General features: G+C 67.6%; 18 protein-coding genes and 1 pseudogene. 11 read left to right on the top strand and 8 right to left on the bottom strand.

Annotated elements, in window-relative coordinates; genetic code table 11:
* The first annotated feature begins 66 nt into the window (after positions 1 to 66).
* The 4 genes from ASG43_RS18070 to ASG43_RS18055 all read left to right on the top strand — a co-directional run bounded on the left by ASG43_RS18070 (position 67) and on the right by ASG43_RS18055 (position 3692).
* On the top strand, positions 67 to 762 hold the full coding sequence (locus tag ASG43_RS18070; RefSeq protein WP_056508058.1) for a rhomboid family intramembrane serine protease: 696 nt from the start codon (positions 67 to 69) through the stop codon (positions 760 to 762).
* Positions 763 to 937: 175 nt separating this feature from the next.
* Positions 938 to 1687, top strand: coding sequence for an electron transfer flavoprotein subunit beta/FixA family protein (locus tag ASG43_RS18065; protein WP_056508056.1), 750 nt, complete (start codon positions 938 to 940; stop codon positions 1685 to 1687).
* Between the two features lie 70 nt (positions 1688 to 1757).
* On the top strand, positions 1758 to 2690 hold the full coding sequence (locus ASG43_RS18060; RefSeq protein ID WP_056508054.1) for an FAD-binding protein: 933 nt from the start codon (positions 1758 to 1760) through the stop codon (positions 2688 to 2690).
* Between the two features lie 120 nt (positions 2691 to 2810).
* The gene (locus ASG43_RS18055; protein WP_056508053.1) at positions 2811 to 3692 is read left to right on the top strand and encodes a 3-hydroxybutyryl-CoA dehydrogenase; all 882 of its coding nucleotides are present in this window, start codon (positions 2811 to 2813) and stop codon (positions 3690 to 3692) included.
* Between the two features lie 141 nt (positions 3693 to 3833).
* Here the strand turns inward: ASG43_RS18055 and ASG43_RS18050 are convergent, their stop codons facing one another.
* The 4 genes from ASG43_RS18050 to argH all read right to left on the bottom strand — a co-directional run bounded on the left by ASG43_RS18050 (position 3834) and on the right by argH (position 9722).
* The gene (locus ASG43_RS18050; protein ID WP_056508051.1) at positions 3834 to 6494 is read right to left on the bottom strand and encodes a TIGR02302 family protein; all 2661 of its coding nucleotides are present in this window, start codon (positions 6492 to 6494) and stop codon (positions 3834 to 3836) included.
* Positions 6495 to 6599: 105 nt separating this feature from the next.
* Positions 6600 to 7880, bottom strand: coding sequence for a diaminopimelate decarboxylase (gene lysA, locus ASG43_RS18045; protein ID WP_056508049.1), 1281 nt, complete (start codon positions 7878 to 7880; stop codon positions 6600 to 6602).
* Positions 7881 to 7950: 70 nt separating this feature from the next.
* Positions 7951 to 8241, bottom strand: coding sequence for a hypothetical protein (locus tag ASG43_RS18040; RefSeq protein WP_056508047.1), 291 nt, complete (start codon positions 8239 to 8241; stop codon positions 7951 to 7953).
* Positions 8242 to 8261: 20 nt separating this feature from the next.
* Positions 8262 to 9722, bottom strand: a complete 1461-nt coding sequence (argH, locus tag ASG43_RS18035) for an argininosuccinate lyase (RefSeq protein ID WP_056508390.1) — start codon at positions 9720 to 9722, stop codon at positions 8262 to 8264.
* Positions 9723 to 9748: 26 nt separating this feature from the next.
* On the opposite strand from argH, the gene ASG43_RS18030 reads away from it, so the two are divergent.
* The 3 genes and pseudogenes from ASG43_RS18030 to ASG43_RS23805 all read left to right on the top strand — a co-directional run bounded on the left by ASG43_RS18030 (position 9749) and on the right by ASG43_RS23805 (position 11191).
* Positions 9749 to 10450 carry a TlpA disulfide reductase family protein gene (locus tag ASG43_RS18030; protein ID WP_056508045.1) on the top strand — a complete coding sequence of 234 codons (702 nt, stop codon included), beginning with the start codon at positions 9749 to 9751 and terminating at the stop codon, positions 10448 to 10450.
* A gap of 73 nt (positions 10451 to 10523) precedes the next feature.
* On the top strand, positions 10524 to 10679 hold the full coding sequence (locus ASG43_RS18025; protein ID WP_244488155.1) for a type II toxin-antitoxin system RelB/DinJ family antitoxin: 156 nt from the start codon (positions 10524 to 10526) through the stop codon (positions 10677 to 10679).
* 101 nt (positions 10680 to 10780) lie between these two features.
* Positions 10781 to 11191, top strand: a pseudogene (locus ASG43_RS23805) (PIN domain-containing protein).
* Here the strand turns inward: ASG43_RS23805 and ASG43_RS18015 are convergent.
* The 3 genes from ASG43_RS18015 to ASG43_RS18005 all read right to left on the bottom strand — a co-directional run bounded on the left by ASG43_RS18015 (position 11182) and on the right by ASG43_RS18005 (position 13038).
* A complete protein-coding gene (locus ASG43_RS18015; RefSeq protein ID WP_056508040.1) occupies positions 11182 to 11586 on the bottom strand; it encodes a response regulator in 405 nt (134 codons plus the stop codon). The pseudogene ASG43_RS23805 and the gene ASG43_RS18015 overlap by 10 nt on opposite strands.
* Positions 11587 to 11743: 157 nt before the next feature.
* Complete coding sequence (hpt, locus tag ASG43_RS18010) at positions 11744 to 12286, bottom strand: hypoxanthine phosphoribosyltransferase (protein WP_056508039.1); 543 nt, start codon at positions 12284 to 12286, stop codon at positions 11744 to 11746.
* Positions 12283 to 13038, bottom strand: coding sequence for a hypothetical protein (locus ASG43_RS18005; protein ID WP_056508037.1), 756 nt, complete (start codon positions 13036 to 13038; stop codon positions 12283 to 12285). Before ASG43_RS18005 ends, hpt begins: the two co-directional genes overlap by 4 nt.
* A gap of 186 nt (positions 13039 to 13224) precedes the next feature.
* On the opposite strand from ASG43_RS18005, the gene ftsE reads away from it, so the two are divergent.
* The 4 genes from ftsE (at position 13225) to ASG43_RS17985 (ending at position 16603) form a co-directional block, all read left to right on the top strand.
* Entirely contained in the window at positions 13225 to 13884 is a 660-nt protein-coding gene (ftsE, locus tag ASG43_RS18000) for a cell division ATP-binding protein FtsE (protein WP_056508035.1), read from the top strand.
* Positions 13877 to 14863: an ABC transporter permease gene (locus tag ASG43_RS17995; protein WP_056508033.1), complete on the top strand. Its 987-nt coding sequence runs from the start codon at positions 13877 to 13879 to the stop codon at positions 14861 to 14863. Before ftsE ends, ASG43_RS17995 begins: the two co-directional genes overlap by 8 nt.
* A gap of 56 nt (positions 14864 to 14919) precedes the next feature.
* Positions 14920 to 15654 carry a YdcF family protein gene (locus tag ASG43_RS17990; RefSeq protein WP_056508031.1) on the top strand — a complete coding sequence of 245 codons (735 nt, stop codon included), beginning with the start codon at positions 14920 to 14922 and terminating at the stop codon, positions 15652 to 15654.
* 172 nt (positions 15655 to 15826) lie between these two features.
* Complete coding sequence (locus ASG43_RS17985; protein ID WP_056508029.1) at positions 15827 to 16603, top strand: lysophospholipid acyltransferase family protein; 777 nt, start codon at positions 15827 to 15829, stop codon at positions 16601 to 16603.
* Here ASG43_RS17985 and ASG43_RS17980 read toward each other — a convergent pair whose 3' ends face one another.
* Complete coding sequence (locus ASG43_RS17980; RefSeq protein ID WP_056508028.1) at positions 16604 to 17128, bottom strand: gamma-glutamylcyclotransferase; 525 nt, start codon at positions 17126 to 17128, stop codon at positions 16604 to 16606.
* Between the last annotated feature and the right edge of the window lie 45 nt (positions 17129 to 17173).

The raw sequence follows: 17173 nt of genomic DNA, 5'->3' as shown, positions 1-17173 counted from the left end.
GGCGCGCGGCCGCTTGCCGGCCTCGCCCTTCCCGCGCTTGATAGGCGGCAAGCTGCCGGAGGCCCGATGTTCGTTCCCTTCCACGACGACAACCATCTCCGCTTGATCCGCTTCCCCTATGTCACGGCGGGCATCGTCGGCGTGAACGTCCTCGTCTGGTTGTTCTTCGTCCTGACGGGGGAAAGCGGCGCCTATCTCTCCGGCGTCGAGGTCTCCTACGGCCTCATCCCGGCGGTCGTGAACGATTATGCCTATCTGCCCGTCGAATACGTGCGGCAGCCCGAGACGTTCTCGTACCTCACCTACGCCTTCCTGCATCTCGACGGCTGGCATCTCCTCGGGAACATGATGTTCCTCTGGGTCTTCGGCGACAATGTCGAGGATGCGTTCGGGCATGTCCGCTTCCTCCTCTTCTACATGCTCTGCGCCGTCGTCGGCGCGGCCGCCCACGCGCTGTCGATGCCGCAATCCGAAGCGACGCTCATGGGCGCCTCCGGCGCCGTGTCGGGTGTCGTCGTCGCCTATCTCCTGCTTCATCCCAGGGTCTGGATCTGGGTGCTTGCCTTCGGGCGGCTGCCGTTGCGGCTGCCGGCCTGGATTCTCCTCGTGCTCTGGATCTTCTATCAGTTCACCATGCTGGTGCTGGGCGCCGTGGACGTGTCCTACGGAGCCCATGCCGGCGGGATCCTCGCCGGAGCGCTTCTGACCCTCCTCCTGCGACGTCCCGGCGTTCCCCTCTTCGGTCCCGCGCCTTCCGCTTGAGGGGGCGGGGAGGGCGCATGTCGCGAAGCGGCAGACTGTCGTCGTCCCCGGACTTGAAAGATGGAGCCCGACCCGTCAGAACCTCTCCCAGAAGTGGTCCGCCACCATGAGGATACCCCTCGTCCAGCCGATCCGAACCGGGTCGGCCGCGACGGGAACAGCGGGAGAAGTCGCCATGAAGGTTCTCGTCTGCGTGAAGCGCGTCGTGGACTACAACGTGAAGATCCGCGTCAAGGCGGACGGGTCGGGCGTCGACCTCGCGAACGTCAAGATGTCGATGAACCCGTTCGACGAGATCGCCGTGGAAGAGGCGATCCGGCTGAAGGAGAAGGGCGTGGCGACCGAGATCGTCGCCGTTTCCATCGGCCCGCAACAGGCGCAGGAGACGATCCGGACCGCGCTCGCCATGGGCGCCGACCGCGGCATCCTCGTGAAGGCCGACGGCGTCGTCGAGCCGCTCGCCGTCGCCAAGATCCTGAAGGGCGTGGTCGATGCCGAACAGCCCGGCCTCGTCATTCTCGGCAAGCAGGCGATCGACGACGACTGCAACCAGACCGGCCAGATGCTGGCGGCCCTGCTCGGCTGGGCGCAGGGCACCTTCGCCAACAAGGTCGAGCTCTCCGAGGGCAAGGCGGTCGTCACGCGCGAGGTCGACGGCGGCCTCCAGACGGTGGAACTGAAGCTGCCCGCGATCGTCACGGCGGACCTTCGCCTCAACGAGCCGCGCTACGCCTCGCTGCCGAACATCATGAAGGCCAAGAAGAAGCCGCTCGAGGAAAAGAGTCCGGCCGATTTCGGCGTCGACGTCTCGCCGCGCCTTACCGTGGTGAAGACCGTCGAGCCTGCCAAGCGCGGCGCCGGCATCAAGGTCGCCTCGGTGGAGGACCTCATCGGCAAGCTGAAGAACGAGGCCGGCGTTCTCTGATCCTCGTCGGATCCGCTGAAGGATCCGGCCTGCGGACGAGACTGCTTCCCCTGACGAGAGGATCGAAGACATGACCACGCTGCTGATCGCCGAGCACGACAAGGGCGCGCTGTCGGAGCAGACCGCCAAGGCGCTGACGGCGGCGCTCGCCATGGGCGGCGCGGTGCACGTGCTGGTCGCGGGCACCAACGCCGCCGCCGCGGCGGCCGAAGCCGCCAAGCTCTCCGGCATCGAGAAGGTGCTCGTGGCCGACGGTGGTCCGACGGCCAACGGGCTCGCCGAGCCGCTGGCCGACCTCATCGTGACGCTCGCCGCGAACTACAACGCGGTGGTCGGTCCCTCCACGACGACCGTGAAGAACGTGCTCCCGCGCGTCGCGGCGCTTCTCGACGTCATGCAGATCTCCGACGTCACGGCCGTCCAGAGCGCCGACACGTTCGAGCGCCCGATCTATGCCGGCAACGCCATCCAGACGGTGACCTCCGCCGACCGGATCAAGGTGGTCACCGTCCGCACCGCCTCCTTCAAGGCGACCGAGGCCGGTGCGAATGCAGCCCCGGTCGAACCGGTCGAGGCTGCGGGCGATCCCGGCGTCTCGACCTTCGTCGAGGACAAGCTCGCCGTCTCCGAGCGCCCCGATCTCACCAGCGCCAAGATCGTTCTGTCCGGCGGCCGTGCGCTCGGCTCGAAGGAGAAGTTCGAGGAGGTGATCCTGCCGCTCGCCGACAAGCTCGGCGCCGCCGTCGGCGCATCCCGCGCGGCGGTGGATGCCGGCTACGCGCCGAACGACTGGCAAGTCGGACAGACCGGCAAGGTCGTCGCGCCCGATCTCTACATCGCAGCCGGCATTTCCGGTGCGATCCAGCATCTAGCGGGCATGAAGGACAGCCGCGTCATCGTTGCGATCAACAAGGACGAGGAAGCCCCGATCTTCCAGGTCGCCGATTACGGCCTCGTCGGCGACATCTTCCAGATCCTGCCGGAATTCGCCGAGAAGCTCTGATCCTGCGGCGCCGGGTTCGCTGTTTCGCGGCGAACCCGGCGCGGTTTGAAATTTGATCCTTGCATCCCCGCGAAAATCGTTATGCTGCGACTGCAAACGTGCAGCACGATGGCGAGACGCATGACGGATGAGATGAGGAAGATCGGGATTGTGGGTGCGGGCCAGATGGGGCCGGGCATCGCCCATGTCGTCGCGCTGGCCGGTTACGACGTGACGATCTACGACCTGTCTCCCGAACGCGCGAGCCGGGGCGTGGAGAAGGTCTCCGCCTCCTTCGAGCGCAAGGTCGCGAGCGGCAAGATCACGTCGGAGGACATGCAGGCGGCCTTGACCCGCGTCCATGCCGCTGCCGGCGTCGCCGATCTCGCCGACATGGATCTCGTGATCGAAGCCGCCACCGAGGACGAGACGGTCAAGCGCAAGATCTATGCGGCGGTCTGCCCGGTCCTGAAGCCGGATGCGATCCTCGCCACGAACACCTCTTCCATCTCGATCACGCGGCTGGCCTCCGCGACGGACCGGCCGGACCGCTTCATCGGCATTCACTTCATGAATCCCGTACCGGTCATGAAGCTCGTCGAACTGGTTCGCGGCATCGCCACCGGAGACCGCACCTTCGAGATCTCTCGCGGCTTCGTCGGTTCGCTCGACAAGACGACGACGGTCTCGGAAGACTTTCCGGCCTTCATCGTCAACCGGATCCTGCTGCCGATGATCAACGAGGCGATCTACACGCTCTACGAGGGCGTCGGATCGGTCGAGTCGATCGACACCGCGATGCGGCTCGGCGCGAATCATCCGATGGGACCGCTGCAACTCGCCGACTTCATCGGCCTCGACACCTGCCTGTCGATCATGCAGGTGCTGCACGACGGTCTGGCGGACTCCAAGTATCGGCCCTGTCCGCTGCTGGTGAAATATGTCGAGGCGGGATGGCTCGGCCGCAAGACCCATCGCGGCTTCTACGATTACCGAGGCGACGTTCCCGTGCCGACGCGGTGACATCGACGGGGGCGCAAACCCGCCCATCGTCTTCACCGGACGCATCCGGTCCAGCGCATGAGCACGCCGTCCGCGACCGGTCACGCAGAAGCTGACACGGGAGGTGCTTGAGGCAGCAGGCGCGCCGGTCGGCGAGGCCCGTCAGGGCGTCCGGAGCAGGCGCTCCAGGTAATCCCGCTCCTGCTGCGGCGACAGCTGGTTGCCGAGGCGGCTGCGAATGGAATCGAGAATGCGTCGCGCGCGCTGTGTGTCGATCTCGTCGGGCACGTCGACGTCCTGGCCGAAATCGGGCCCCTGCGTCGCCCGCTGGCGGCCGAGCGGGTCGCGGCCGGAGCGCTGCTGGCCGCGGCCGTAGCCTTCGCCCATCTGGCCCTGGCCGGGCTGCTGTCCTTGGCCCTGCTGCATGGCCTGCTGCATCTGGCTCATCATGTCCTTGGCGCCCTGACGCAACGCCTCCATCGCCTTGCCCTGCTCGCCGACGGCGCTGCCGTCGTCGCCCTCGCCAAGGGCGCTCCCCGCTCGACCCATGGCCTTGCCGGCTTCGCCGAAGCCTTCGCCGGGCTCCATGCCCATGCCCTTCATCGCTTCCTGCATTTCGCCCAGCTCCTTCTGGAGCTGAGACTGCTGCTCCTGCAGCGACTTCAGCGCGTCGGCCAGTTGTTCCGGCGTCATCGGTTCGCCACTCTCGCCGGGCTGGCTCTCGGGGCTCTGCTCGCCGCTTTCGCCCGGCTGGCTCGGCCGGCGCTGCTGCTGCTCCACCTGCCGGCGGCCGAGGTCGAAGGTCTGGTCCTTCAGCGCCTGCTGCTTGCGCAGCATTTCGCCGAGCTTGTCCATCTGCTCCTGCATGGCGTTCTGTTCGCCGCTTTCACCCTGCTGGCCGGGTTGCTGCTGCATGGCCTGCATGTTGTCCATCATGGACTGCAGTTCCGAGAGAAGCTGCTGCGCGGCATCCTTCGAGCCGGACTTGGCCAAGTCCTCGATCTGGTCGAGCAGCTTGTCGAGATCCTGCGGGCGGACCTCCTGCGCGTTCGCCATCTGCTCCTGCGACAGAGGCGGGCGATCCTTCATGGCCTCCGCCATGGCCTGCATGTACTCCTGCATGGCTTGCCGAAGCTCGGCCATGAGCTTGTCGATCTCCGCGTCGCTGGCGCCGTTCTCCAGGGCCTCGGAGAGCTTCTCGCGGGCGTCTCGCAGGTTCTTCTCGGCGATCGACAGATTGCCGTCCTCGATGCCGAGCGCGATCTCCCAAAGGAAATCGACGGCCGAGCGCAGGGTGTCGTCGTTGGTCGCGGTGGCGATGCGCGTGCGTGCGGCGCGCAGCGCGAGATAGGCGCTGGAGTTCTCGATGAACTCGGCGCCGCTGAGCGTCACCGCGTCCAGCATGCCGACGACCCGGCGCGTCGCGTTGCCGTCGAGGGCGAGGATCCGGCGTTGCTCGATGATCGCGCGGGCGAGCGGGTTGGTGAAGCGGCGTTCGGGCAGGGTGAGCGTCTTCGGCTCGGACGTTCCGGCCTGTCCGGGATCGTCGTAGGCGACGAGGGTCATCGTCACCTTGGCGCCGGCATAGGGGCTTTCGGCGATGTCGGCGGAGGTGCGGCCCTTGCCTTCGCCCTTGCTGCGGCGCGGCATGGCGAGGTTGATCTCGGGCGCGGCGACGAGGGGCCGCGCTCCGGGGGCCGCCTCCTCGGCAAGCTTGAGCTCCACGAGCCCGCGGCGCACGCCGTAATCGTCGGTGACCGTATAGGCGATCTCCATCGCGCCGTTCCGCGCGGCGCCGGGCTCGCCCGCGAAGGCAATGGTCGGCGCGTTGTCGGGCGTCACGTCGAAGCGCCAGCTTCCCAGGCTGGAAAAGGCGCCGGACAGGTCGGCCGATCCGCTTTCTGCCAGCTTGATCTCGTAGACCCCCGCCGCGGAAGCCTCGGAAGGCCCGGCGGCCTCCCCGGAGGGTTCGGGAGCCGCCGCGTTTTTGGGGCTCGCCGCGTCCGCCGATGCGCCGGGCTCGACGACGACGGCCGCTCCGCCGTCCGGCGTGTAGGTCAGGCCCGAATGGGACCCCGCGGAGACGCGCACCGAAAGCACGCTGCCTTCGGGCACCTTGATCGCGGCGCTCGCACCGGACGGGCCGTCGTCGGCGACCGCGACGGCACCGGTGGACGTGCCGGTCAGGAAGATCGGCGGCTGGCCCGTATAGGTCGGGGGCGTGACCCAGGCGTCGACGCGGGCGCCCGGCAGGATTGGCCCCGTCGTTCCCGCGAAGGCGTCGCCGAGCCGCCCGCCGCGCGAGCCGAAGGAAAAGGCGAAGGCCGAGACGAGAAGCAGCGCCAGAACGGCGCGGAGCGCGAAGGGATCGAAGCGCTCGGGCTCCGTGCGCGGCGTACCGGCGGAGAGGTTCCTGAGACGGGCGGCCATGCGGGCCTGATGCTCGCGCCACAGGGCGATCGCGAACGGATCGTCGGACGTCGGGCGCTCCATCTGCGCGGCGAGAGGCTGGTGGTCGAGCTGGCTTGTCGCCTCGATCCGACGGTCCACCGCCTCGTGGGACGGAAGGCGCAGACCGCGGGCCTTCCACAGAACGATCATCCCTGCGAGGGCGAGGGCGCTCAGAATCGTCCAGCGCAGCAAGGCCGGCACGGCAGCGAAGATCCCGGACCAGGACAGGATCAGGAAGAGCGCCGCCAGGGACGCGAGGCCGAGCATCGTCGGATAGGCGCGTTCGAGCAGGAGAGCGCCGGTCGCCCGACGCCGGGTCGAGGCCAGCCGCGAGGCGCCGGCCGCGCCGGTCGATCCGCTATTCCTCGTCATGGCGCCGCCTTCGTTCTTCGTCATCGAAGAACGAGCCTAGCGCATTTTACGGCGAAGGCGAGGCGCTGACGGCGACGTGAAGCCGCGGGCAGCGTCAGCGAGGCGTCAGGACGCGGCCTCGGCGAGCCAGGGCGGCAGCCGATCGAGCGCGATCAGCTCCTCGACCGTCTGGCGCGGGCGGACGGCGAAGAACCGGTCGCCCTTCACCAGCACCTCCGGCACGAGCGGGCGGGTGTTGTAGGTTCCGGCCTGCACGGCACCGTAGGCGCCCGCCGTTCCCAGTGCGAAGAGATCGCCCGCGGCCAGCGGAGCGATGGCGCGGTCCTTGGCCATGTAGTCGCCGCTTTCGCAGACGGGGCCGACGATGTCGACAACGATCCGGGTCGCGTCGGAGGCCGGCTCCGCGACCGGGATCACGCTGTGCCAGGCCTCGTAGAGCGTCGGCCGGATGAGGTCGTTCATCGCGGCGTCGGCGATCACGAAGGTCTTGTCCCCTGTGTCCTTGACGTAGATGACCCGGGAGACGAGGACGCCGGCATTGGCGACGAGGAGGCGGCCGGGCTCGAAGATCACCTTGCAGCCGAGGCCGCGCACGCGCCGCTTCACGATATCGGCATAGGCGCCCGGGCCGGGCGGAACGGCCTCGGTCTCCTTGTAGGGAACTCCGAGCCCGCCGCCGAGATCGACATGGCGGATCTCGTGTCCGGCCGCACGCAACTGCTCGACGAGCTCGGCCAGTCTCGCAAAAGCGAGGTCGAAGGGTTCGAGATCCGTGATCTGGCTCCCGATGTGCATGTCGATGCCGGAGACGCGGATGCCGGGCAGGTTGCGCGCATGGTCGTAGATGCCGAGCGCCTTGTCGTAGGCGACGCCGAACTTGTCGGATTTCTTGCCGGTCGAGATCTTGGCGTGGGTTCGTGCGTCGACATCGGGATTGATGCGGAAGGACACGTCTGCGGTGCGGCCGAGCGCCACGGCGCGCGCCGAAAGATGTTCGAGCTCGGGCACGGACTCGATGTTGAAGCAGAAGATGCCGGCGGCAAGACCCGCGTCGATCTCCTCCTGCGTCTTGCCGACGCCGGAGAACATGATCTTCTCCGGCGCGATGCCGGCCGCGAGCGCGCGCTTCAACTCACCGCCCGAAACGACATCGGCGCCGGCGCCGAGATCGGCCAGCGTCTTCAGAACCGCCTGATTGGAATTGGCCTTCATGGCATAGCAGACGAGGGCATCGAGATCGGCGAAGGCCCCGGAGAAGACCTCGTAATGTCGCGTCAGCGTCGCCGTCGAATAGCAGTAGAAGGGCGTTCCGACCTCGGCCGCGATCGCGCGGATGTCGACGTCCTCGGCGTGCAGGACGCCGTCGCGGTACTCGAAATGATTCATGACGCTCGACGAGGCGGCCGGCCCCGGCTCCAAGGTCGGCGGCCGTCGAACGGCGCGCGAGGAAAGAAAATCAGTTCAGGAGGGGGTCGAGAACGAAGCTTTTGCGTTTGGCGGCCGGGTTTCGGCTGACTTCGGCCGGCGAGACCGTGAGATCGCCCGGTTGCGAGAGACGCGCCGCGCGCTGAAAGGTCTGCGTTCCCGTCAGGCCGGCGGACGTCTGCGGAGAACCCGGATCGTCTTCCGTGCCGATCGGAACCGTCGCCCCGCTCGGGGCCACGGGGAGGTTCTTGCGCCCGCAACCCGTCGCCGCGAGCGATGCGCTGAGCATCAGCAGAAGGAGCGTTCCGCGCAGTCCCGTCACTCGTCTCGTCCCTTCCGGCATCATCGTTCGGCTCCCGTGATAGCCGGTTCCGCCCGCGAAAGCATCTGTCGCATCGCGGCGAGCCGCTCCCGCCAAGCGGCGATCTCGCGGCGCACGTTGTCCGGTGCTGTTCCACCGAAACTCGTGCGGCTGCGAACCGAAGCGTCGACGCCCAGAACCTCGAAGACGCGATCGTCGATCGCGGGATGCAGCGTCTTCAGATCGTCGAGGGACAAGGCTTCGAGCCCGATCTGGCGCGCCTCCGCCATGGCGACGGCGCGCCCGGTGACGTGATGGGCCTCGCGGAAGGGAAGGCCTGCCTCGCGCACCAGCCAGTCCGCGAGATCGGTCGCGGTGGAAAAGCCGTGGCCGGCGGCGCGGCGCATCGCCGCGACGTCGATGGTCATGTCGCGGACCATGCCGGTCGAGGCTGCGAGCGCGAGCGCGAGGCTGTCGATCGCGTCAAAGACCTGCTCCTTGTCCTCCTGCATGTCCTTGGAATAGGCGAGCGGCAGGCCCTTCATCACGGTGAGGAGCGAGATGAGGGAGCCGTTGATGCGGCCGGTCTTGGCGCGCACGAGTTCGGCCGCGTCCGGATTGCGCTTCTGCGGCATGATCGAGGAGCCGGTCGAGAAGGCGTCAGAGAGGCGCGCGAAGCCGAATTGCGGCGTCGACCAGATCACGATCTCCTCGGCCATCCGCGACAGGTGCACGGCGGCGATCGAGGCCATCGACAGAAAGTCGAGCGCGAAGTCGCGGTCCGAAACCGAATCGATCGAGTTGCGCGTCGGCTCGCGAAATCCGAGCGCCGACGCCGTCTGGTGCCGGTCGATCGGGAAGCCGGTTCCCGCCAGCGCCGCCGCGCCGAGCGGGCATTCGTCCATGCGCGTCACGGCGTCGAGGCAGCGCGAGCGGTCGCGGGCCGCCATTTCGACATAGGCGAGGCAGTGATGGCCGAAGGTCACGGGCTGGGCGACCTGGAGATGGGTGAAGCCCGGCATCACGGTTTCGGCATGCTCGTTTGCCCGGTCGAGCAGGGCCTCGATCAGCCGGTCGAAGGCGTCGGCCGCATCGAGCAGCGCACGCTTCACGTGAAGGCGAAAATCGACGGCGACCTGATCGTTGCGCGAGCGCGCCGTGTGAAGCCGACCGGCGGCGGGCCCGATCAGTTCGGCGAGGCGGGCCTCGACATTCATGTGGATGTCCTCGCGCTCCCGCGAGAAGGCGAAGTCGCCGGCCTCGATCTCGGCCCGCACGTCGTCCAGCCCTTTCAGAATCGCCTCGGCATCGGCCGCCCCGATGATGCCGCGATCCCCCAGCATGCGGGCATGCGCTTTCGATCCGGCGATATCTTCGGCATAGAGGCGCTTGTCGAAATCGATCGACGCGTTGATCTCCTGCATGATCGCGTCGGGCTTCTTCGAGAAGCGGCCGCCCCACATCTCGTTGCCGCTGGCAGACCTGTCGCTCGTATCGTTCATGAAATCCACGAAGAGGTTCGTCGCTGATGTCCGTTGAAAGCCCGATCCCGCCGTCGTCCGAGCCGCCGAAGCGGCGCCGGGGTCTCCTGGGGATCGGCCTCGCAGCGCTCTGTCTCGGCGCGCTGTCGGGTGCCGGCGTCCTATACGTGATGGAGGCGCGCTCTGGCAACGAAGCCTTGAGCGCGAACGCATGCCCGCTGGACGACGGCATCGCCAAGGCGCTCGACGACGGCGCGCGAGGCGAGGTGGCGGGCGTGAAGGCGTTGGACGAGCCCTTTGACGCGAGCGCCATCGCCTTCAAGGACGGCGACGAGAAGCCCGTCCGCATCGGCGATCTCGCGGGCAAGACGCTGCTCGTCAATCTCTGGGCGACCTGGTGCGTGCCCTGCCGGGCCGAAATGCCGGCGCTCGACGCGCTGGAGCGCGAACGCGGCGACGAGGCCTTCGCGGTCGTGCCGATCAACGTCGATCTCGGCGCGCCGGAAAAGCCCAAGGCCTTCTACGCCGAGACCGGCCTCTCGCATCTGCCGTTCTACCGCGACGAGACGATGGGCGTCTTCACCGACCTCAAGGCGAGGGGACTGGCCCTCGGCCTTCCCGTCACCCTCCTCGTCGACCCCGCCGGTTGCGCCCGCGGCATTCTCAGCGGACCCGCCGAATGGGCGAGCCCGGACGCGCTGAAGCTGATCGACGGGCTGGTCGGTCTCGGTGGGGGAACGGCGAGCTGATCGTTTACCCGGCGGCGGCCGGAGCGCCATGCTCGCTCCGGACCGACCGGGACCGGAGGACGCCATGGGCCTGATGAGCACCGTCAGCGCAGAGGTCGACGAGACGGTCCGCGACGAGGCGACGGCCGTTTTGGCCGAGCGTGGTCTGACCGTCTCCGACGCCATCCGGATCGTCCTCGAGAGATTGGCGGCCGATCGGAGCTTCGCGAACGACCTGGTTCCGATCTGAGGCGAACAGAAGCGAGCCGGCTCGGCCGCAGTCTTCGATGCGCCGGGGATCGAGATCGAGGAGCCTGACGACCTTCCGCCGCAGACTCGTGAAGCTCTCTGATGCTTCTCGCGATGCTGGATACGAACCTCTGCATTCGTCTTTTGCGCGATCGTCCGAAAGGGCTGCGGTCTCGCTTCGAACGCGAGGCTGAGACATTCAGCATCTCGATGATCGTTCTCTACGAATGGCTGCTGGGCGCTGAAAAGTCGGCAGGAAACGCATGCAATTGACGCGAAATCAGCGTTTTGGCTTCGAAGATCGCTGTTCTCCTGTTCGGAGATGACGCTGCCGACCACGCTGCGGTCATCAGAGCCGAACTGGAGCATAGGGGGCGTTCAATCGATGCGTACGATCTCTTGATTGCGGGTCACGCGCGAAGCCGAGGCTTGACGCTCGTCACCAACAATCTCGGCGAGTTCCTGCGTGTCGACGGACTGCGCTGCGAGGACGGGATCGACGCTCAGCCGTAACGCAGCGCCGGCGTGTCTTCGACGCTGGTCTGTGTCTCGCGCAGCACCTCCCGCACGCGCTGCCGGATTTCGGCCAGGGTGAACGGCTTGTCGACGACGCCGACGATGATGCGCATCAGGTCCTCGGCCGCTTCCTTCTGCTCGGCATAGCCGGTCATCAGGAGAATGGTGAGGTCCGGCCAGCGCTTGGCGGTGGCATAGGCGAGTTCGATGCCGGTCATCGCGGGCATGCGGATGTCGGAGAGGAGCAGGTCGAAGTCGGGATCGGCGACGAGCCGCTCCAAGGCGATCTCGCCATCCTCGGCGACCACGATCTCGTGGCCGTCCAGTCGCAAGGCCCGCGCCACGAGAAGACGGACGCCGTCGTCGTCCTCCGCGATCAGGATCCTGGCCATGGGTGTCGCCCTCTCGTCGAAGCGCCGCAAGGGTTCACCCGAAGCACCGGAATTCCCATTCCTAGTCAGGCGAGCTTGCGCGAAACTGATGAAAAGCCCCAGCCTCATGCTTCCTTCGATAGGAAGGAAACCGTCCTGCCGGGGGACGCGGTGAACGTCAGCTCGCCTCCACCACCTCCCCGACGAAGGGAAGCTCGCGAAAGGCGTGGCCGACATCCATGCCATATCCGACGACGAAGCGGTCGGGACAGGCAAATCCGACATAGTCGGCCTCGATGTCGGCCTTGCGGCGCATGTGCTTGTCGAGAAGGACCGCGATCTCGACGCGAAGCGCACCGCGCGAACGCATGAGATCACGGGCATATCGGATGGTGCGGCCGGATTCCAGGATGTCGTCGATCATCAGGACCGTTCGACCGGCGACGTCCGTCTCGACATCGCGCAGGACCCGGACCTCGCCGCCCTCCGTGCCCGCGCCGTAGCTCGACAGCGAGATGAATTCGACCTCGGGTGCGACCCCGGCCCGGTGCAGGGCGCGGATCAGATCGGCCGCGAAGACGAAGGAGCCCTTGAGAACGGCAACGACGAGAAGATCGTCGGTCGTCGTCGCCGCGATCTCCCGGGCGAGACGGTCGATCTCGCCGGCGATCTCCGCCTCTCCGAAGAGCGTTTCGATGCGGCGGCCGCGGACTGTGATCATTCGAAACGCGTCTTTCCCGTGGAGCCCGTGGCGATGAGGTTCACCTCGATCTTGCCTCGGGTTTCCTTAGCAACGGCGACGGACGAATGGAAGCGCACGCCGTGTCCGGCGCGCAGGGTGGCGACACCGGTCACGAGAGACTTGGACCGAACCCCTCCGCTGGGCTCGGCGAGAGCGATGCGCAGCGGCGGAACCGCCGCGATGTCCTCCGACATGTTGCGGATGCGGCCGGAAACCGTGAGCACGGCGCCTGCGCCGCGCGGGGAGATCGAGGTCACGAGCTCGTCGAGGACGAGGGAATCGCCTCCCGGCGTCGCCACCGCAGGGCCGATGGGCGCGGACAGGACCATCAGGGGGAGGACGAGGAGGGCAAGCGCGCCCGCAAGGCCGGCCGCGCGCCGGTCGCGTGTCCGCACGCTGAAATCCGCCACGGCCGAGAAGACGGAAAGGCCGCGGCGCGGGGCTGGCATCGGCGTCGATCCGACGGGCGTGCGCTCGCCCGGGAACACGAGATCGGGTGCCGGCGGCCGGCGGTTGGCCGCCCGGCGCCCGAAGGAGAGCGTTCCGTCGGCGGTTGCCTCGGGGCGGTTGGAAGTGCGAGGGTTCGGGATCGCGGAGGCAGGCTGCGCCGCGGCGGCCTTGGCCGGGAACGGGTCGGACAGGGGCCGCCGGGAGACGAGGATCGCCTCGCCGTCGATCACGGGAGCCGGACGCGCGGGCCGCTTCTGCCTTCCGGATGCATGCAAGGACATCGGACTCATCCCTTCGGCTTCTGGCGTTCAGGAATGGGTAAGGTTTTATGGTTAACGAAGGGTGAAAGCGGCAGGCGTCGGTTCCGCTGCTTCGCCTGCGGCGTGAAATGACCACACTCGGCGGTTTGGAAGGGGGCGGTGCGGTCCCCGTCGTCCGGACGTTGGGTGAGAGGTGCGAGGCTCCAGTTGATTCGTTTCGAGAATGTCGGCCTTCGCTACGACATGGGGCCGGAGGTTCTGCGCGATCTCACCTTCGAGATCCGCAAGCAGTCCTTCCAGTTTCTGACCGGTCCGTCCGGCGCGGGAAAGACAAGCCTCCTGCGCATGCTCTTTCTGGCGTTGAAACCGACGCGCGGCGTCATCACCGTGCTCGGCCAGGACGTCTCGACCCTGAAGCGCGCGGATCTGCCGTCGATCCGGCGGCGGATCGGCGTCGTCTTCCAGGATTTCCGCCTGCTCGACCACATGACGACCTACGAGAACGTTTCGCTTCCCTTGCGGGTGCGGGGCAAGGAGGAGGCGAGCTATCGCCAGGACGTCGTCGATCTCATCAAGTGGGTGGGTCTGGGCGAGCGCATGAACGCGCTGCCCGTCGTCCTGTCCGGCGGCGAGAAGCAGCGCGCGGCGATCGCCCGCGCGCTGATCGACCAGCCGGACATCCTTCTCGCGGACGAGCCGACCGGCAACGTCGACTCGCCGCTCGCCCGCCGGCTCCTGCGCCTCTTCATGGAACTGAACCGAACCGGCACGGCCGTGATCATCGCGACCCACGATCTGTCGCTGATGGATCAGGTGGAAGCGCGCCGCCTGATCCTCTCGGACGGGAGGCTCGAGATCTATGATTGAGGCCCTTCGCGATTTCGGATCGCGGCACATGCCGCAGCGCCTCGTCCGCCGCCAGGCGCAAAGCCGCCTGACGCCCATCGTGCCGCCCGGCAACGTCGCCGGCCGCGCGCTGATGACCGTCATCGCGATCATGACCTTCCTCGCCAGCCTGACCTTCGGCGCGGTGACGCTCGTCGCCGACACCGCGTCGATCTGGGAGAGCCAGATCTCGCGCGAGGTGACGGTGCAGGTCCGGCCCGACGAGGGGCTCGACATGGCCGCGGCGCTCGCCCGCACCCGCGACATCGCGCTCGGCACGCCGGGCGTCACCGCGGCCGACGTCATGGACGACGCCGCGACGGGTCGCCTTCTCGAACCCTGGCTCGGCGAAGGCCTCGATCTCGACGAGCTTCCCGTGCCGCGGCTCATCCTCGTCTCGATCGACGAGACCCATCCTCCCGATTTCGCCGCGCTGCGCGAGACCATCGTCGCCGCGGTCCCGCAGGCCAGTCTCGACGATCACCGTGCCTGGGTCTCCCGCCTCGTCTCGATGGCGAATGCGACGGTCCTCGTCGGAGCGGCGATCCTCGCTCTCGTGATGATCGCGACGGTCCTCACCGTGATCTTCGCCACGCGCGGCGCCATGTCCGGCAACCGGCAGATCATCGAGGTGCTGCATTTCGTCGGGGCGCGCTCGAGCTTCATCGCAGGCGAGTTCCAGGGGCATTTCCTGAAGCTCGGCCTCCTCGGCGCTGCGGCCGGCGGCCTGGCGGCCTTGTCCGTCTTCGTCGCCATGGGCTGGTGGACGCGCTCCAACCAGGCGACGCCCGAGGCCGACCAGATCAGCGCCTTGTTCGGATCCTTCGCCATCGGCTGGACCGGCTATGCGGGCGTCGTCCTCGTGGTTGCAACGGTCGGCGCCCTGACGGCGTTGACCTCGCGCTGGACCGTGTTGAACCAGCTGTCCGCGATCGACATGATTTCGCCCGTTGAGATGTAGACGATATCGTTAAGACATTCGCACGATCCTGAAGAGCCAAGCGAGCCGAAGCACCGATGACGATGACCCCCGCATTCCCCTCCTCAGCCGAGCGCGCCCGCGACGGGCGGACGGTGGAGATGCGGGAAGCGGGGCGCCCGCATCGACGGGGCCGCCGGGCGATCCTGGCCCTCGTCCTCGCTCTCGTCGTCGGCGGCGGTTATCTCTTCGGCGGTTTCCTGCGGTTCACGCAGGAGGTCGCCGGTCTCACGACGCCATCGCGCATTGAGCGGGCCGACGGAATCGTCGTGCTCACCGGCGGAGCCCTGCGCCTCGATCAGGCGATCGGCCTCCTGAAGGAGGGACGCGCCGAGCGCCTTCTGATCAGCGGTGTCGGACCCGACACCGGGATCGAGGCGCTATCGCGGCTGACCGGCACCGATCGCGCCCTCTTCGATTGCTGCGTCGATCTCGACTACGCCGCGCTGAACACGATCGGCAACGCCGAGATGACCGATCGCTGGGCACAGCAGCGGGGCTTCGACGAACTGATCCTCGTCACCTCCGACTATCACATGCCGCGCACGCTCATGACCTTCGACCGTTTCGCCCATGTGCCCGTCATACGGCCCTATCCGGTGGCGCGGGCGGACCTGTGGAGCGAGGGCGCGGTGCCGAGCGGCTTCGGCATGAAGGTGCTCCTCACCGAATATGCCAAATTCCTGGCTGCGCGAGTGCGCCTCTTCGTGATGCGGGACGCGCCGGAGACCTCCGTCACCGCGCATGTGGAGGCCTGGGGCAAGCCATCCTGAGACGGTGAGTTCCGCCGCTCGGGATGGGCCGCTCGATCCGCTGGAACGGATCGCGGTCGCGTCCGGCTCGCGGCGTTGTGGCCTCGGCGGTCTTTCGTCCGGCCGCGTCATGGTGCAAGGGTCCGGCGGTCGCGCTTCGTCCCTGCGCTCTGATCCGGATCCCTGCCGCCCCATGACGACCCTTCGATCCCTGGCCTTCGGCGTCCTCTTCTACAGCTTCATGGCCCTCTACCTGATCGTCTTCCTGCCGATCTTCGCCGTCTCCTCGGTCGATTTCGCCTGGAAGATCACGCGCGCCTGGGCGCGCCTCAGCCTCCGGCTGCTGCGCGTCGTCGTCGGCACGCGCGCGGAGTTCACCGGCAAGGAGCATCTGCCGCGCGGGCCGGCGATCATCACGCCGAAGCATCAATCCTATTGGGAGACGCTCGCCCTCGTTCCCGAACTGAAGCGGCCGGCCTTCATCCTCAAGAAGGAGCTGATGAGCATCCCGCTCTTCGGCTGGTACGCACGGCGTCTCGGCATGATCCCCGTCGACCGGTCGCGCCGGGGCGCCAGCCTGTCCTCCATGCTCGTCGGCGCCAAGCGGGCGGCCGAGGAGGGACGTCACATTGTGATCTTTCCCGAGGGCACCCGCACGCAGCCCGGCGAAAAGGCCGAGTACAAGCACGGCGCCTTCTTCCTCTACGCCCAGCTCGGCCTGCCCGTCGTGCCCGCCGGGCTGAATTCCGGCCTCTACTGGCCGAAGAAGTCCGGGCCCTATCGGCCGGGCACCGTCCGGGTCGCCTTCCAGCCGGCGATCGAGCCGGGCCTCGAGCGGGCGGAGTTCGTCGAGCGTCTCAAGATCGGCATCGAGGAAAGCTCGGTCGAGCTCCTCCGGCAGGCCTATCGCGATCCCGACGCCCCGCCGATGACGCCCGCCGTCGCCGCCCGGCTCGCGCCGGAGACCTGATCAGCCGCGGCCGGGCAGCCGGTGCACCAGCTGTTCCAGCCACCCGTCCCTGAGGCCGAGCGCGGCGATTTCCTGGTAGCAGGAGCGGACGTAATCGATATTGGCGCCGGACTGCCCATGCGATCGCCGCACGATCGCCGCCGCCGTCTCGACGTCGAGGCTTCCCGCATATTGCGAATGTCCGCGATCCACCACGTAGGTCAAGGCCTCGACGCGGCGTCCGTCCGCGAGCCGCACCGGGAGCCGAAGCTCGCGGTAGACGTTGGTCACGAGCTCGCGTTCGCGAAGATAGGCGGTCACGTCCTCGCCTTTCTCTCCGGCGATGCGAAACGCCATGCCGACGCAGGACCCGCCCCGGTCGAGACCGAAGACGAGCCCGGGGCGTTCCGGCGTGCCGCGATGGACATAGGAATGGATGCACAAGGCGCGTCGATAGCCGCCAAGCCGGGCCTTCGCCCGCTCCTCGTAGTCGAAGCCGGGCCGCCAGATCAGCGACGCGTAGCCAAACACCCAGAGATCGTTCATGTCGGTCCGCCGGTCCTTCGCAACCCCGCCTTGCCGAACCGGGTG

This window comes from Aureimonas sp. Leaf454 (assembly GCF_001424685.1).
Taxonomy (GTDB): domain Bacteria; phylum Pseudomonadota; class Alphaproteobacteria; order Rhizobiales; family Rhizobiaceae; genus Plantimonas.
Note: the sequence above shows the minus strand (reverse complement) of the source record. Positions and strands in the feature narration are given on the sequence as shown.

Coding starts and splice junctions, on each gene's coding strand:
- ASG43_RS18070 (WP_056508058.1), top strand. CDS start 67: ATGTTCGTTCCCTTCCACGACGACAACCATCTCCGCTTGATCCGCTTC.
- ASG43_RS18065 (WP_056508056.1), top strand. CDS start 938: ATGAAGGTTCTCGTCTGCGTGAAGCGCGTCGTGGACTACAACGTGAAG.
- ASG43_RS18060 (WP_056508054.1), top strand. CDS start 1,758: ATGACCACGCTGCTGATCGCCGAGCACGACAAGGGCGCGCTGTCGGAG.
- ASG43_RS18055 (WP_056508053.1), top strand. CDS start 2,811: ATGACGGATGAGATGAGGAAGATCGGGATTGTGGGTGCGGGCCAGATG.
- ASG43_RS18050 (WP_056508051.1), bottom strand. CDS start 6,494: ATGACGAGGAATAGCGGATCGACCGGCGCGGCCGGCGCCTCGCGGCTG.
- lysA (WP_056508049.1), bottom strand. CDS start 7,880: ATGAATCATTTCGAGTACCGCGACGGCGTCCTGCACGCCGAGGACGTC.
- argH (WP_056508390.1), bottom strand. CDS start 9,722: ATGAACGATACGAGCGACAGGTCTGCCAGCGGCAACGAGATGTGGGGC.
- ASG43_RS18030 (WP_056508045.1), top strand. CDS start 9,749: ATGTCCGTTGAAAGCCCGATCCCGCCGTCGTCCGAGCCGCCGAAGCGG.
- ASG43_RS18025 (WP_244488155.1), top strand. CDS start 10,524: ATGAGCACCGTCAGCGCAGAGGTCGACGAGACGGTCCGCGACGAGGCG.
- ASG43_RS18015 (WP_056508040.1), bottom strand. CDS start 11,586: ATGGCCAGGATCCTGATCGCGGAGGACGACGACGGCGTCCGTCTTCTC.
- hpt (WP_056508039.1), bottom strand. CDS start 12,286: ATGATCACAGTCCGCGGCCGCCGCATCGAAACGCTCTTCGGAGAGGCG.
- ASG43_RS18005 (WP_056508037.1), bottom strand. CDS start 13,038: ATGTCCTTGCATGCATCCGGAAGGCAGAAGCGGCCCGCGCGTCCGGCT.
- ASG43_RS17995 (WP_056508033.1), top strand. CDS start 13,877: ATGATTGAGGCCCTTCGCGATTTCGGATCGCGGCACATGCCGCAGCGC.
- ASG43_RS17990 (WP_056508031.1), top strand. CDS start 14,920: ATGACGATGACCCCCGCATTCCCCTCCTCAGCCGAGCGCGCCCGCGAC.
- ASG43_RS17985 (WP_056508029.1), top strand. CDS start 15,827: ATGACGACCCTTCGATCCCTGGCCTTCGGCGTCCTCTTCTACAGCTTC.
- ASG43_RS17980 (WP_056508028.1), bottom strand. CDS start 17,128: ATGAACGATCTCTGGGTGTTTGGCTACGCGTCGCTGATCTGGCGGCCC.